The 13,967-nt window shown below is 56.7% G+C and carries 13 protein-coding genes; 9 read left to right on the top strand and 4 right to left on the bottom strand.

Annotated features, from left to right (window positions below; all coding sequences use genetic code 11):
- The first annotated feature begins 4 nt into the window (after positions 1-4).
- The 6 genes from AC0TN7_RS10720 (at position 5) to AC0TN7_RS10695 (ending at position 6,612) form a co-directional block, all read left to right on the top strand.
- The gene (locus AC0TN7_RS10720; protein ID WP_024908653.1) at positions 5-625 is read left to right on the top strand and encodes a YfgM family protein; all 621 of its coding nucleotides are present in this window, start codon (positions 5-7) and stop codon (positions 623-625) included.
- A gap of 10 nt (positions 626-635) precedes the next feature.
- Positions 636-1,814: an outer membrane protein assembly factor BamB gene (gene bamB / locus AC0TN7_RS10715; protein WP_024908654.1), complete on the top strand. Its 1,179-nt coding sequence runs from the start codon at positions 636-638 to the stop codon at positions 1,812-1,814.
- Positions 1,815-1,926: 112 nt separating this feature from the next.
- The gene (gene der / locus AC0TN7_RS10710; protein ID WP_024908655.1) at positions 1,927-3,402 is read left to right on the top strand and encodes a ribosome biogenesis GTPase Der; all 1,476 of its coding nucleotides are present in this window, start codon (positions 1,927-1,929) and stop codon (positions 3,400-3,402) included.
- A gap of 300 nt (positions 3,403-3,702) precedes the next feature.
- Positions 3,703-5,247, top strand: a complete 1,545-nt coding sequence (locus AC0TN7_RS10705) for a peptide MFS transporter (protein ID WP_024908656.1) — start codon at positions 3,703-3,705, stop codon at positions 5,245-5,247.
- Positions 5,248-5,305: 58 nt separating this feature from the next.
- Positions 5,306-6,340, top strand: coding sequence for a Gfo/Idh/MocA family oxidoreductase (locus tag AC0TN7_RS10700; protein WP_148768816.1), 1,035 nt, complete (start codon positions 5,306-5,308; stop codon positions 6,338-6,340).
- 50 nt (positions 6,341-6,390) lie between these two features.
- Positions 6,391-6,612, top strand: a complete 222-nt coding sequence (locus tag AC0TN7_RS10695) for a zinc ribbon domain-containing protein (protein ID WP_148768817.1) — start codon at positions 6,391-6,393, stop codon at positions 6,610-6,612.
- On the opposite strand, the gene AC0TN7_RS10690 is transcribed toward AC0TN7_RS10695, so the two are convergent.
- Genes AC0TN7_RS10690 through xseA form a run of 3 tightly spaced genes read right to left on the bottom strand, consistent with a single transcriptional unit; the run spans position 6,609 to position 9,411 of the window.
- On the bottom strand, positions 6,609-6,959 hold the full coding sequence (locus AC0TN7_RS10690) for a protealysin inhibitor emfourin (RefSeq protein WP_021241848.1): 351 nt from the start codon (positions 6,957-6,959) through the stop codon (positions 6,609-6,611). The two genes, AC0TN7_RS10695 and AC0TN7_RS10690, sit on opposite strands and share 4 nt — an antisense overlap.
- A complete protein-coding gene (locus AC0TN7_RS10685) occupies positions 6,960-7,979 on the bottom strand; it encodes a M4 family metallopeptidase (protein ID WP_473702143.1) in 1,020 nt (339 codons plus the stop codon). It abuts the gene before it with no gap.
- 58 nt (positions 7,980-8,037) lie between these two features.
- Positions 8,038-9,411, bottom strand: a complete 1,374-nt coding sequence (gene xseA / locus AC0TN7_RS10680; protein ID WP_473702142.1) for an exodeoxyribonuclease VII large subunit — start codon at positions 9,409-9,411, stop codon at positions 8,038-8,040.
- A gap of 159 nt (positions 9,412-9,570) precedes the next feature.
- On the opposite strand from xseA, the gene guaB reads away from it, so the two are divergent.
- Both guaB and guaA read left to right on the top strand, forming a co-directional pair.
- The gene (guaB, locus tag AC0TN7_RS10675; RefSeq protein ID WP_008502128.1) at positions 9,571-11,037 is read left to right on the top strand and encodes an IMP dehydrogenase; all 1,467 of its coding nucleotides are present in this window, start codon (positions 9,571-9,573) and stop codon (positions 11,035-11,037) included.
- A gap of 67 nt (positions 11,038-11,104) precedes the next feature.
- Positions 11,105-12,682, top strand: a complete 1,578-nt coding sequence (guaA, locus tag AC0TN7_RS10670; RefSeq protein ID WP_473702141.1) for a glutamine-hydrolyzing GMP synthase — start codon at positions 11,105-11,107, stop codon at positions 12,680-12,682.
- A gap of 146 nt (positions 12,683-12,828) precedes the next feature.
- Here the strand turns inward: guaA and AC0TN7_RS10665 are convergent, their stop codons facing one another.
- Complete coding sequence (locus AC0TN7_RS10665) at positions 12,829-13,047, bottom strand: DUF7661 family protein (RefSeq protein ID WP_024908662.1); 219 nt, start codon at positions 13,045-13,047, stop codon at positions 12,829-12,831.
- Between the two features lie 240 nt (positions 13,048-13,287).
- On the opposite strand from AC0TN7_RS10665, the gene AC0TN7_RS10660 reads away from it, so the two are divergent.
- On the top strand, positions 13,288-13,941 hold the full coding sequence (locus tag AC0TN7_RS10660; RefSeq protein WP_090420182.1) for a LysE family translocator: 654 nt from the start codon (positions 13,288-13,290) through the stop codon (positions 13,939-13,941).
- Positions 13,942-13,967: the final 26 nt, after the last annotated feature.

The following is a 13,967-nucleotide window of genomic DNA, read 5'->3' as shown; positions in this document are numbered from 1 at the left end:
CTGCGTGGAAATTTACGAGAACGAACACGATCAGGTCGACGCGATTAAACGCTTCTTTGTTGAAAACGGCAAAGCGCTGGTTGTTGGGGTTATTTTAGGTGTCGGTGCGCTGGTGGGCTGGCGTTACTGGAACAATCATCAGGCAGATTCCGCGCGCGGCGCGTCCCTGTCCTATGAAAATACCGTTAGCGCAATTCGTGCCGATCAGCCGCAAACGCTGACGGCGGCAGAAAAATTTGCGGCTGACAACAAAAACACCTACGGTGCACTGGCTGCGCTGGAAGTGGCTCAGCAGTACGTTGATAAGAACGAACTGGATAAAGCCGCTGCTCAGCTCTCTCAGAGCCTTGCTGCGGCCAGCGATGATAACCTGAAAGCGGTGATCAATCTGCGCCTGGCACGTATTCAGGTTCAGCAGAAGAAAGCTGACGATGCGCTGAAAACGCTCGATACCATCAAAGGCGAAGGCTTTGCTGCCATCGTTGCCGATCTGCGCGGTGAAGCACTGCTGAGCAAAGGTGACAAAGCGGGCGCGCGTAAAGCGTGGCAAGCTGGCGTAGAGAGCAATGCTTCACCTGCGCTGAGCGAAATGATGCAGATGAAAATAAATAATTTGTCCGTCTGAGAGGGACCCGATGCAATTGCGTAAATTACTTCTGCCAGGACTGCTTTCTGTTACGTTATTGAGTGGTTGTTCACTGTTCAGTGGCGAAGAAGACGTTGTGAAAATGTCCCCACTGCCGACGGTTGAAAACCAGTTTACCCCATCCACCGCGTGGGATGTCTCCGTGGGCAGTGGGATTGGTGATTTCTATTCCAACCTTCATCCGGCCTATGCAGACAGCGTTGTCTATGCCGCTGACCGCAAAGGTACCGTGAAAGCGGTGAACGCCGATGACGGGAAAGAAGTCTGGTCCGTTAACCTGGCGGAAAAAGACGGCTGGTTCTCGCGTAAACCTGCACTGCTGTCTGGCGGCCTGACCGTTGCCGGTGGCCACGTCTACGTGGGCAGCGAAAAAGCGCAGGTTTATGCGCTGAACAGCAGCGACGGCTCCATTGCCTGGCAAACAACCGTGGCGGGTGAATCCCTGTCGCGTCCGGTGGTGAGCGACGGCCTGGTGCTGATTCATACCAGCAACGGCCAGCTGCAGGCGCTGAACGAAGCGGACGGTCTGGTGAAATGGACCGTTAACCTGGATATGCCAGCGCTCTCTCTGCGCGGCGAATCCGCTCCGGCTACCGCATTTGGCGCTGCCATTGTGGGCGGTGACAACGGTCGCGTGAGCGCAGTGCTGATGCAGCAGGGCCAGATGATCTGGCAGCAGCGTATCTCTCAGGCCACCGGCTCAACGGAAATTGACCGTCTGAGCGACGTAGACACAACGCCGGTCATCGTTAACGGTGTGGTTTACGCGCTGGCCTATAACGGCAACCTGACCGCGCTGGATCTGCGCAGCGGCCAGATCATGTGGAAACGTGAGCTGGGCTCTGTGAACGATTTCATCGTTGAGGGTAACCGTATCTATATGGTTGACCAGAACGACCGTCTGCTGGCTCTGAGCACCGAAGGCGGCGTAACGCTGTGGACGCAAAGCGACCTGCTGCACCGTCTGCTGACCTCGCCAGCGCTGTACAACGGTAGCCTGGTTGTGGGCGACAGCGAAGGGTATATGCACTGGATCGATCCGGATAACGGCCGCTTTGTTGCACAGCAAAAAGTCGACAGCTCTGGTTTCCTGACCGATCCGGTTGTGGCCGATGGCAAGCTGCTGATTCAGGCAAAAGACGGCACGCTGTACGCGATCACGCGTTAATTACCCGGCGGTTGTAGTATACTAAACGGCTCCTGTTCACTCAGGAGCCGTTTTGACATTTTTAAAAACGCCGCGAAAGCGACGTTATTTTGAATTTTATGAGGCTTCAAACATGGTACCTGTGGTCGCGCTTGTCGGGCGCCCTAACGTTGGAAAATCCACTCTTTTTAACCGTTTAACACGCACCCGTGATGCGCTGGTTGCGGATTTCCCGGGGCTGACGCGTGACCGTAAGTACGGTCGTGCAGAGGTGGAAGGACGCGAGTTCATCTGTATTGATACCGGTGGTATTGACGGCACAGAAGACGGCGTTGAAACCCGCATGGCGGAACAGTCGCTGCTGGCGATTGAAGAAGCGGATGTAGTGCTGTTCATGGTGGACGCTCGCGCTGGCCTGATGCCGGCGGACTCCGCTATCGCTAAGCACCTGCGTTCACGCGAAAAACCGACCTTCCTGGTGGCGAACAAAACCGACGGCATCGATGCCGATCAGGCCATCGCGGATTTCTGGTCTCTGGGCCTGGGTGAAATCTACCCGATTGCGGCATCGCATGGTCGTGGCGTCACCAGCCTGCTGGAAACCGTTCTGCTGCCGTGGGTTGACGAAGTGAACCCGCCGGAAGAAGTAGACGAAGACGCTGAATACTGGGCGCAGTTCGAAGACGGAGAAGAGGGCGAAGAAGAAGAGCCTGAAGACGACTTCAACCCGCAGGATCTGCCGATCAAGCTGGCAATCGTGGGCCGTCCAAACGTAGGTAAGTCTACGCTTACTAACCGTATTCTGGGTGAAGAGCGCGTGGTCGTTTACGACATGCCGGGCACCACCCGCGACAGTATCTACATCCCTATGCAGCGCGATGAGCGTGAATATGTCCTCATCGACACCGCCGGGGTGCGTAAGCGCGGGAAAATCACCGATGTGGTGGAAAAATTCTCCGTTATCAAAACTCTGCAGGCGATCGAAGATGCCAACGTTGTGCTGCTCGTCATCGACGCACGCGAAGGGATCTCCGATCAGGACCTCTCTCTGCTCGGCTTTATCCTCAATAGTGGGCGCTCACTGGTTATCGTGGTCAACAAATGGGATGGCCTGAGCAACGAGGTTCGTGAGCAGGTGAAAGAGACCCTCGACTTCCGTCTGGGCTTTATCGACTTTGCCCGCGTGCACTTCATCTCTGCGCTGCACGGTAGCGGCGTCGGTAACCTGTTCGAATCCGTGCGTGAAGCGTATGACAGCTCCACCCGTCGTCAGAGCACCGCGATGCTGACGCGCATCATGAACATGGCTGCAGAAGACCATCAGCCGCCGCTGGTGCGCGGCCGTCGCGTGAAGCTGAAATATGCCCACGCCGGTGGTTATAACCCGCCAATCGTGGTGATCCATGGCAACCAGGTGAAAGACCTGCCGGATTCCTACAAGCGCTACCTGATGAACTACTTCCGTAAATCGCTGGACGTGATGGGCACGCCTATCCGTATCCAGTTCAAGGAAGGGGAAAACCCGTTCGCCAACAAGCGCAACACCCTGACGCCAAATCAGATGCGTAAGCGTAAACGCCTGATTAAGCACATTAAGAAAAGCAAATAAGCTTTGCCGCTCTCATGAAAGCCCGCGATTATCGCGGGCTTTTTTTTGCCGAATCATACCGCCGGTTTTCTCAGTGTGAAGTCAATCACTATTCACTTTTAACCATGTTTAAATCTAAGAAAGTAGACAATCGTCGAATTTTCATCTTAAAGTCCAGGGTCCGGTACTAGACAAAACTAGCGCCTGGTTATCAAATGGTTAACTAACTTTTCGCCGCACGTAAAAAATCGGCCAGATACGTAACTGGCCGGCGTACCTGCTGGTGTTTACAAGCACGACGACATACCTTTCGGGAGAATTATGCAATCCACTGTTAATCAAAAAGAGAGCCGAACGTTCTTCGGCCATCCGTATCCGCTCGGTTCCCTGTTCTTCACCGAGATGTGGGAGCGTTTCTCGTTTTACGGCATTCGTCCGCTACTGATCCTGTTTATGGCCGCCACCGTCTATGACGGCGGGATGGGCCTGGCGCGTGAAAACGCCTCGGCGATTGTCGGTATCTTTGCCGGTACCATGTACCTGGCCGCGCTGCCGGGCGGCTGGCTGGCCGATAACTGGCTCGGTCAGCAGAGAGCCGTCTGGTACGGTTCGATTCTGATTGCGCTCGGTCACCTGTCGATTGCGCTCTCGGCGGTGATGGGGAACAACCTGTTCTTTATCGGCCTGATGTTCATCGTGCTCGGCTCCGGGCTGTTCAAGACCTGTATTTCAGTGATGGTCGGTACCCTGTATAAAAAAGGCGACGCGCGTCGCGACGGCGGCTTCTCGCTGTTCTATATGGGTATCAACATGGGCTCGTTCATCGCGCCGCTGATTTCCGGCTGGCTGATTAAAACCCACGGCTGGCACTGGGGCTTTGGCATTGGCGGTATCGGGATGCTGGTGGCGCTGATTATCTTCCGCGTGTTTGCCGTTCCGGCCATGAAACGCTATGACGGCGAAGTTGGCCTCGACTCAACCTGGAACAGCCCGGTGGTGAAGCGTAACGGCGTGGGCGTTTGGCTGCTGGCGCTGGCGGCTGGCGTGGCAACGATCGTAACGCTGATTGCGCAGGGCGTGATTGTGATTAACCCGGTCGCGGTGGCCAGCGTGCTGGTCTACGTGATCGCGGCGTCCGTTGCCCTCTACTTCATTTATCTGTTTGTTTTTGCGGGTCTGAACCGTAAAGAGCGCGCCAGACTGCTGGTCTGCTTTATTCTGCTGATCTCCGCGGCGTTCTTCTGGTCCGCGTTTGAACAGAAGCCAACCTCATTCAACCTGTTTGCCAACGACTACACTAACCGCATGATCGGCGATTTTGAAATCCCGGCGGTGTGGTTCCAGTCAATCAACGCCCTGTTCATCATCCTGCTGGCACCGGTGTTCAGCTGGGCGTGGCCGAAGCTGGCGAGCATGAACATTCGCCCGAGCAGCATCACCAAGTTTGTTATCGGTATTTTGTGTGCCGCAGCAGGCTTTGGCCTGATGATGCTGGCGGCACAAAACGTGCTGAGCAACGGTGGGGCGGGCGTGTCGCCGTTCTGGCTGGTGGGCAGCATCCTGATGCTGACGCTCGGCGAACTGTGTCTGAGCCCGATTGGCCTGGCGACCATGACGCTGCTGGCGCCGGAGAGAATGCGCGGCCAAATGATGGGGCTGTGGTTCTGTGCGAGCGCGCTGGGTAACCTGGCGGCGGGCCTGATTGGCGGCCACGTGAAGGCCGACCAGCTGGATATGCTGCCGGATCTCTTTGCGCGCTGCTCCGTCGCGCTGCTGATTTGTGCCGCGGTACTGATCGTCCTCATTGTTCCGGTACGCCGCATGCTGGAAAATGCGCAGACTAAACCGGCAGCTAACGCCTCATAAACCTCGAGCTTGCCGGGGCGGCGTTATGCCCCGGCAATTTACTCAACGAGGTAAGAATATGCTGTTAGGGTTTGTGGGTCTTGGCGCAGTCGTTGAAACAGCTTACCTGCCCGCAATACGAAAATGCTTTGATAATCCCCCTCACTGTTTAGGCTTTGATATCCAGCCCGTAAAACAGCCGGAGGGGGTAACGCGCTGCGCCACACTGGCTGAACTCCTCTCCCAGCCGCTTGATACCCTGTTTATTACCACGGCGTCGCTGCACCATCTTGAGGTGCTTGAACACGCTCTCGCCTCATCGGTTTCCCGCATCGTAGTTGAAAAACCGATTGTCGCCACGCTGTCCCAAATCGAAAAGCTCAACGCGCTGCTGGCAAACCCCAACGTCGCATCCCGCGTGCTGGCGCTCGATCACTGGATGGCGCGCATCGAAACGGTGAAGCGGTCGCTGGTTGGCAATGTCTCTGACATCGTCAAAATCGACGGCTTTTTGCAGGAGCCGAGCGGAGTTAACGCCGCTGGGCAACCCATCGCGCTTAACTTTGCCACCGGCGAGCCGGACACCCGTACGCTTCGCCACCCGGACGGCGTGATTCTGGATATCGGTACGCACGTGCTGGCGATGCTGCGCGAAACGGTGCGTTATCTGGGAGGGAATGATGAGATGACGTTGCAGGTGGTGACGGCTAAAGACCGCCTGGGCCGCGATATCGCAAAAGGCGACCTGACCACGGCGGAGGGCGAGGCGCATCTGCAGGGCCGCATCAGCGGCGTGCCGGTGGATATCTGGCTTAATAAATATGCGGGACCCGCTGGCGGGCAAAAAGGCTTACGGCTCTGGTTGCGTGACGGGCGGACCATCAGTTACGACCGGCGCGGCGCTGAAGATGTACTGGAGATGATCGATGGCGACACGCGGCAATGCTGGACAATTCCCGGCACAATCTACGAGCACTGTCTTGCAGAGCAGATCCTGGGCGCCAACAGCCTGTTTGAACGGGATCCGCACGAGGTGAGCCGCACGACGCGCCGCCGAATCGAGGAAGTTGAGCTGCTGCTGACCTTGCAGCAACAGCTGCGTGGCCCGCACTGAACGCAACGTGGTAAAATTATCGCAGACCTCAACGCTTTGAAGGAGTCACCATGACGATTACCTGCCCGGATTGCCAGGCACCGCTTGAGCCCGTGAACGGGGTGGCACACTGCGAGAGCTGTAATAAGGATATTGCGCTTGAAGCCCGCTGCCCGGAGTGTCATCAGCCACTCCAGGTCTTAAAAGCCTGCGGGGCGGTGGACTACTTCTGCCAGAACGGCCACGGTCTTATCTCTAAAAAACGCGTGGAGTTTGTTCGGGCCGAAGGTTAATCGCACACGCAGCCTTCGCCTTTCTTCCACAGCTCGACCAGCGACTCGGGCGCTTCCTGCTCCGGTACCAGCACGATGATATCGGCGTAGTGCGCCTGATTTTGCCCGGTCCAGATAATCTGGATGCGGAAATAGCGCTGGTCGCCGCTGCCGGGTGACGAGGCCTGTCCCGGCGGCTGACCGCGCGGAAAGGCCTGCTCCAGGATGCTCACCAGACGCTGGCGCTGGGCCTCATTGAGCGAGGAAAGCGCGATGGTGCGCTGGCCGCTCAGCTTAGGAATATAAGCGACGCCGCCTTCCCGGGCCAGCTCAACCACGGCGTCATCCGTCAGTTCCGGAACCTGCATTTACAACACTCCCACCTGTTCCCAGGCTTGTTTAATGGCCGCCCCAGCGTCGCCGCCGGAGCGTTTCTCTCCGTGCGCGATCGTCAGTTTTGCGAAGGCCTCAAAATCTGCATCCTGCGCCAGATTGCGATCGCAAACCGTGTCGTACCAGGCATAACCCGCTTTTTCCCAGGCGTAGCCGCCGATCGCCGTCGCGGCCAGATAAAATGCCCGGTTGGGGATGCCGGAGTTGAGATGAACGCCGCCGTTATCCTCGCGCGTTTTAATGAAATCTTTCATGTGCGCGGGCTGCGGGTCTTTGCCGAGCAGCGGATCGTTGTAGGCGGTGCCGGGTTCAGACATTGAGCGCAGCCCTTTACCGTTGATCCCTTTCGCCAGCAGCCCTTCACCAATCAGCCAGTCCGCTTTATCGGCGGTTTGCTTCAGATGGTACTGCTTCACCAGCGAGCCAAACACGTCCGACAGCGACTCATTCAGCGCGCCCGACTGCTCAAAATAGATAAGACCGGCTTCGGTCTCGGTCACGCCGTGGCTCAGCTCGTGCGCCACCACGTCGATGGCGATGGTAAAGCGGTTAAATATTTCCCCGTCGCCGTCGCCAAATACCATCTGCTGCCCATTCCAGAAGGCGTTCTGATATTCCCGACCGTAGTGAACGGTGCCGGTTAAAATAAGCCCTTTGTTATCGAGCGAATCGCGCTGATATTCCTTCCAGAAGAAATCATGGGTAATACCTAAATACTCGTAGGCTTCGTCTACCGCCACATCGCCGTTCGACGGCTGACCTTCATAACGCACCTGCGTACCCGGTAGCTCCTGAGTTTGCTTCGCGTCGTAGATATCCCGCTCCAGCTGTCCGGCTTTATTCACGTGCGGCGCGGCGGGTTTGCCCGGCATATGGGCCATCAGCGTCTGGACGTGGGTTAAGGTCTGGCGGGCACAGCGCTGCTGCGGTTCGGAACCGCTTTCGATAATACGACGAAGAATATACGGGGGAATCACGCTATAAAGATGGGACATGCTGCTCTCCTTATTAAAAAAGGGAATAGCAGCAGTATAGTCAGTAACCGGCGAAGAATTATCCGGTTTTACGCTGACGCGTCTTTTTCACCGGTTTTATTGATTTCACTTCGCTTTCTACCCAGCCGTCTGACAGACGCGTCTTCAGCACATCGCCGGTATTCACCTGTTTGGTTTGCTTCAGCACCTTGCCGTCCGTCGCCGTCGTCACGCTATAGCCGCGCGCCAGCGTGGAGAGAGGGCTGACCGCTTCAAGGTGGGTCACCGCATTGCCAAAGCGTTCGCGGGTGGTGCTCAGTCGCGCGTGGAGAGTTTCCGCCAGACGGTACTCCAGCTGCTGAATCCGCGTTTGCGCGCGATAAATTTTCGGCTGCGGGTTCTGCTGGTTCAGACGCTGCGTCACGCGCTGTTGGCGCGACACCGCGCGCTTGATCTGCGTGTCCATCGCCACGTTCATGCGCTGGCGCAGTCGCTCCAGTACGGTCTGCTGACGCGCCAGGCGCAGCTGCGGGTGCTGCTGCTGAAGACGGTGATGAAGCTGGGTAAAGCGCCGGGTTCGGTTGGCGAGGTAGTAGTCCATCGCCATCTCAAGACGCTGCTGGCCGCTCTGGATCTGACGCAGCAGTTCCAGCTGGTTGCGGCTGACCACCTCTGCCGCCGCGGACGGCGTCGGCGCGCGGAGATCCGCGACAAAATCGGCGATCGTCACGTCCGTTTCGTGGCCGACGGCGCTCACCACGGGGATAAGGCTGGCAAAGATTGCCCGCGCCACGCGCTCGTCGTTAAAGCTCCACAGATCTTCCAGCGAGCCACCGCCGCGCCCGACGATTAATACGTCGCACTCCTGACGGGCGTTTGCCAGCTCAATGGCGCGCACAATTTGGCCCGGCGCATCGTCACCCTGCACGGCGGTCGGGTAAATGATGACGGGCAGGGAAGGGTCGCGACGCTTGAGTACATGCAAAATATCGTGCAGTGCCGCACCGGTTTTCGAGGTGATGACACCTACGCAGTGGGCAGGCGAGGGCAGCTTCTTTTTGTACTGCTGATCGAACAGTCCCTCGGCAGAGAGCCTGGCTTTTAACTGCTCATACTTCTGCTGCAGCAGGCCTTCACCCGCAGGCTGCATGCTCTCGACGATAATCTGATAGTCGCCGCGCGGCTCATACAGGGTGATATTGGCACGCACCAGAACCTGCTGGCCGTGCTGAGGGCGGAACGTCACGCGGCGGTTGCTGTTGCGGAACATCGCGCAGCGCACCTGGGCGGTGTCGTCTTTTAAGGTAAAGTACCAGTGACCGGAGGAGGGCTGCGTGAAGTTAGAGATCTCACCGCTGATCCAGACCTGCCCCATTTCCTGCTCAAGCAGCAAACGCACCGTCTGATTCAGGCGGCTGACGGTATAAATTGAGGGGGATTGAGAGGATAACATGTGAGCGGGATCAAATTCTAAATCAGCAAGTTATTCAGTCGATAGTAACCTGCTGAGAGGTGAGCGCAAGCATTTTTTTTAAAAAAGTGTGGATGCAATCGGTTACGCTCTGTATAATGCCACGGCAATATTTAACCACCCAGGTCAGAGATATTGCCCATGCTACGTATCGCTAAAGAAGCACTGACGTTTGACGACGTCCTCCTCGTTCCCGCTCACTCCACCGTTCTGCCGAATACTGCCGATCTCAGCACGCAGTTGACGAAAACCATTCGCCTGAACATTCCTATGCTCTCTGCGGCAATGGACACCGTGACTGAAGCGCGCCTGGCTATTGCCCTGGCACAGGAAGGTGGCATTGGCTTTATTCACAAAAACATGTCTATCGAACGTCAGGCGGAAGAAGTTCGCCGCGTGAAGAAACATGAATCCGGCATCGTGTCCGATCCACAGACCGTTCTGCCAACCACCACCCTGCACGAAGTGAAGGCCCTGACCGAGCGTAACGGCTTCGCCGGTTACCCGGTGGTGACCGAAGAGAACGAACTGGTCGGTATTATTACCGGTCGTGACGTGCGTTTCGTGACTGACCTGAACCAGCCTGTCAGCGTCTACATGACGCCAAAAGAGCGTCTGGTCACCGTTCGCGAAGGTGAAACCCGCGACGTGGTGCTGGCAAAAATGCACGAAAAACGCGTTGAAAAAGCGCTGGTCGTCGACAGCAACTTCCACCTGCGCGGCATGATCACCGTTAAAGATTTCCAGAAAGCAGAACGTAAGCCTAACGCCTGTAAAGACGAGCATGGCCGTCTGCGCGTCGGTGCTGCGGTTGGCGCAGGTGCCGGCAACGAAGAGCGCGTTGACGCGCTGGTTGCTGCGGGCGTTGACGTCCTGCTGATTGACTCCTCTCACGGCCACTCCGAAGGCGTTCTGCAACGCATTCGTGATACCCGTGCTAAATATCCTGATCTGCAGATCATCGGCGGTAACGTAGCCACTGGCGCAGGCGCTCGCGCGCTGGCTGACGCCGGCTGCAGCGCGGTCAAAGTGGGTATCGGCCCTGGCTCTATCTGCACCACCCGTATCGTGACCGGCGTGGGCGTTCCACAGATCACCGCGGTGTCTGACGCGGTGGAAGCGCTGGAAGGCACCGGTATTCCGGTTATCGCTGACGGCGGTATCCGCTTCTCTGGCGACATCGCCAAAGCGATCGCCGCGGGCGCCGCTGCCGTGATGGTCGGCTCCATGCTGGCCGGTACCGAAGAATCCCCGGGTGAAATCGAACTCTACCAGGGCCGTTCTTACAAATCCTACCGCGGCATGGGCTCCCTGGGCGCGATGTCCAAAGGTTCCTCTGACCGTTACTTCCAGACCGATAACGCCGCTGACAAACTGGTGCCGGAAGGTATCGAAGGTCGCGTTGCCTATAAAGGCCGTCTGAAAGAGATCATTCACCAGCAGATGGGCGGCCTGCGCTCCTGTATGGGTCTGACCGGCTGTGGTACCATTGACCTGCTGCGTACTAAAGCGGAATTCGTACGCATCAGCGGTGCGGGTATCCAGGAGAGCCACGTTCACGACGTGACGATCACCAAAGAGTCCCCGAACTACCGTCTGGGCTCCTGATAAGTTTCCGCGCCCGGCTTCTGCCGGGCGCTCTGTTTTTGTTTCACTTGCCTCGGAATTAGCGTCAATGACGGAAAACATTCATAAACATCGCATTCTCATCCTGGACTTCGGTTCTCAGTATACTCAGCTGGTGGCGCGTCGCGTACGTGAACTGGGCGTTTACTGTGAGCTGTGGGCGTGGGATGTCACGGAAGCACAGATTCGCGAATTCAATCCAAGCGGCATCATCCTGTCCGGCGGCCCGGAAAGCACCACCGAAGAGAACAGCCCGCGCGCGCCGCAGTACGTGTTCGAAGCTGGCGTGCCGGTATTCGGCGTCTGCTACGGTATGCAGACCATGGCAATGCAGCTGGGCGGCCACGTAGAAGGCTCCAGCGAGCGCGAGTTCGGCTATGCGCAGGTAGAAGTGGTGACCGACAGCGCGCTGGTGCGCGGTATCGAAGACTCCCTGACCGCAGACGGCAAACCGCTGCTGGACGTGTGGATGAGCCACGGCGACAAAGTCACCGCTATCCCGTCTGACTTCGTGACCGTTGCCAGCACAGAGAGCTGCCCGTTTGCCATCATGGCGAACGAAGAAAAACGCTTCTACGGCGTGCAGTTCCACCCCGAAGTAACCCACACCCGTCAGGGTATGCGCATGCTGGAGCGCTTCGTGCGCGACATCTGCCAGTGTGAAGCGCTGTGGACCCCGGCAAAAATCATCGACGACGCCGTTGAGCGTATCCGCCAGCAGGTTGGCGATGACAAAGTGATCCTCGGCCTCTCCGGCGGCGTGGACTCCTCCGTGACCGCGATGCTGCTGCACCGCGCCATCGGCAAAAACCTGACCTGCGTCTTCGTGGACAACGGCCTGCTGCGCCTGAACGAAGCCCAGCAGGTTATGGACATGTTCGGCGACCACTTTGGTCTGAACATCGTTCACGTGGAAGGCGAGCAGCGCTTCCTGGACGCGCTGAAAGGCGAGAACGATCCGGAAGCGAAACGTAAGATCATCGGCCGCGTGTTCGTGGAAGTGTTCGACGAAGAAGCGCTGAAGCTGGACGACGTGAAGTGGCTGGCGCAGGGGACCATCTACCCTGACGTGATTGAATCTGCCGCATCCGCTACCGGTAAAGCACACGTCATCAAATCTCACCACAACGTGGGCGGCCTGCCGAAAGAGATGAAGATGGGTCTGGTTGAACCGCTGCGCGAGCTGTTCAAAGACGAAGTGCGTAAGATCGGTCTGGAACTGGGCCTGCCGTACGACATGCTCTACCGTCACCCGTTCCCGGGCCCGGGTCTGGGCGTGCGCGTGCTGGGCGAAGTGAAGAAAGAGTACTGCGACCTGCTGCGTCGCGCGGATGCTATCTTCATCGAAGAGCTGCACAAAGCTGACCTGTACAACAAGGTAAGCCAGGCGTTCACCGTGTTCCTGCCGGTTCGCTCCGTCGGCGTGATGGGCGATGGCCGCAAGTACGACTGGGTTGTTTCCCTGCGTGCGGTGGAAACCATCGACTTCATGACCGCGCACTGGGCGCACCTGCCGTATGACTTCTTAGGCCGCGTGTCTAACCGCATCATCAACGAAGTGAACGGTATTTCCCGCGTGGTGTATGACATCAGTGGTAAGCCACCGGCTACGATTGAGTGGGAATGATTTCCTAACAGGAAATGTCTGGTACTAACAGGTTCTAAATTATCTCTAAGCCCGCGGATTGCGGGCTTTTTTTTGGGCGGTGGCTGACAACACCATCTCAGGTGAGTGCCTGGAGCGGGCGCAACGTAATGCTATCCATTCAATCCTTATTCGATGCGTACCACATTTGGATGACGATCGGTTGCGGCTTCATGGAAAATGTCACCCAGCCAGTCGGCAATCTCGCCTTCAGTCATATCGTCTGGAATAGCGATGTCATAGAGTCGAGAAAACTTTCTCTCCGTCAGGTCAGCACGAAATACCAGCCACCGATCATGCTTACGTTGAACGCCAATATGCCGTCCAAAAACGTTATATATCAGCATATGCAATCTCCGATCATGCTAGTGAGTTACTGTATCTATGATACATACGTCAGATCAGGCCAGAGTGTAAATCGTACAAATATGAAAGGTCAGCGTTCGTACCTCGCTCACAGCGGACATCATGCTTCTGTATCTGCTCTGTCTGCTCTGTGCCTGCAGCAGACGCTGCAGTATATTCCACTTTCGGCTCGAATCGGACTGAGGTAACGTAGCAGAAATATTTATCCGGACTCAACCAAGATGCCTTCCATCGAAACGTTTATCACTTTTCTTCTCGCGCTGACGCTTCTGGAGATTTCTCCGGGGCCAGACATGATGCTAACTATCGCCAGAGGCGTCGGTCAGGGAAGACGTATTGCACTGTTTACGGTACTGGGTAATGTATTTGTAGCGGGTTTTGTGCAAGTTTCTTTTCTTGTCCTGGGGCTGGTAGCCGTTGTTCATGCCTGGCCGGTTGCACTAGATCTGTTAAGGTGGGCTGGTGCGGCTTATCTGATGTGGCTGGGCATAAAAATGATTGCGACTTCAGGCACAGATACGCGGCTGCGAAAAACGGCCAAAATTTCTGACTGGAGTGCCGTTAAGGAAGGCGCCCTGAACAGCCTGACTAACCCAAAATCCCTGCTGTTCATGTTTGCTTTTCTTCCTCAGTTTGTCGATCCTGCCGCGGGTCCTGTCTGGCTGCAATTGCTTGTTCTGGGTAGTATCCAGAAGCTGGCAGGAATTATTTCCCTGGGGTCAGTCGCGATGGCATCAGGGACATTTGGAAACTGGCTAAGTAAACACCCTGGCTTTATCAAATGGCAGGAACGATTTACAGGTGTTGTCATGATAGGCCTCGGTATCCGCATGTTGTTTGGCGGGTCTGGTGTCGTATCGAAATCTTCCAGTTAAGTTTTACCGAAAGGGTAAACCCAGTG

This window comes from Enterobacter sp. PL_is511 (assembly GCF_055816065.1).
Note: the sequence above shows the minus strand (reverse complement) of the source record. Positions and strands in the feature narration are given on the sequence as shown.

Excerpts from the sequence above, each read along its gene's own strand:
- AC0TN7_RS10700 (WP_148768816.1), top strand. The coding sequence starts at position 5,306 with ATGCTGTTAGGGTTTGTGGGTCTTGGCGCAGTCGTTGAAACAGCTTAC.
- xseA (WP_473702142.1), bottom strand. The coding sequence starts at position 9,411 with ATGTTATCCTCTCAATCCCCCTCAATTTATACCGTCAGCCGCCTGAAT.
- AC0TN7_RS10705 (WP_024908656.1), top strand. The coding sequence starts at position 3,703 with ATGCAATCCACTGTTAATCAAAAAGAGAGCCGAACGTTCTTCGGCCAT.
- bamB (WP_024908654.1), top strand. The coding sequence starts at position 636 with ATGCAATTGCGTAAATTACTTCTGCCAGGACTGCTTTCTGTTACGTTA.
- AC0TN7_RS10695 (WP_148768817.1), top strand. The coding sequence starts at position 6,391 with ATGACGATTACCTGCCCGGATTGCCAGGCACCGCTTGAGCCCGTGAAC.
- guaB (WP_008502128.1), top strand. The coding sequence starts at position 9,571 with ATGCTACGTATCGCTAAAGAAGCACTGACGTTTGACGACGTCCTCCTC.
- AC0TN7_RS10665 (WP_024908662.1), bottom strand. The coding sequence starts at position 13,047 with ATGCTGATATATAACGTTTTTGGACGGCATATTGGCGTTCAACGTAAG.
- AC0TN7_RS10660 (WP_090420182.1), top strand. The coding sequence starts at position 13,288 with ATGCCTTCCATCGAAACGTTTATCACTTTTCTTCTCGCGCTGACGCTT.
- der (WP_024908655.1), top strand. The coding sequence starts at position 1,927 with ATGGTACCTGTGGTCGCGCTTGTCGGGCGCCCTAACGTTGGAAAATCC.
- AC0TN7_RS10690 (WP_021241848.1), bottom strand. The coding sequence starts at position 6,959 with ATGCAGGTTCCGGAACTGACGGATGACGCCGTGGTTGAGCTGGCCCGG.
- guaA (WP_473702141.1), top strand. The coding sequence starts at position 11,105 with ATGACGGAAAACATTCATAAACATCGCATTCTCATCCTGGACTTCGGT.
- AC0TN7_RS10685 (WP_473702143.1), bottom strand. The coding sequence starts at position 7,979 with ATGTCCCATCTTTATAGCGTGATTCCCCCGTATATTCTTCGTCGTATT.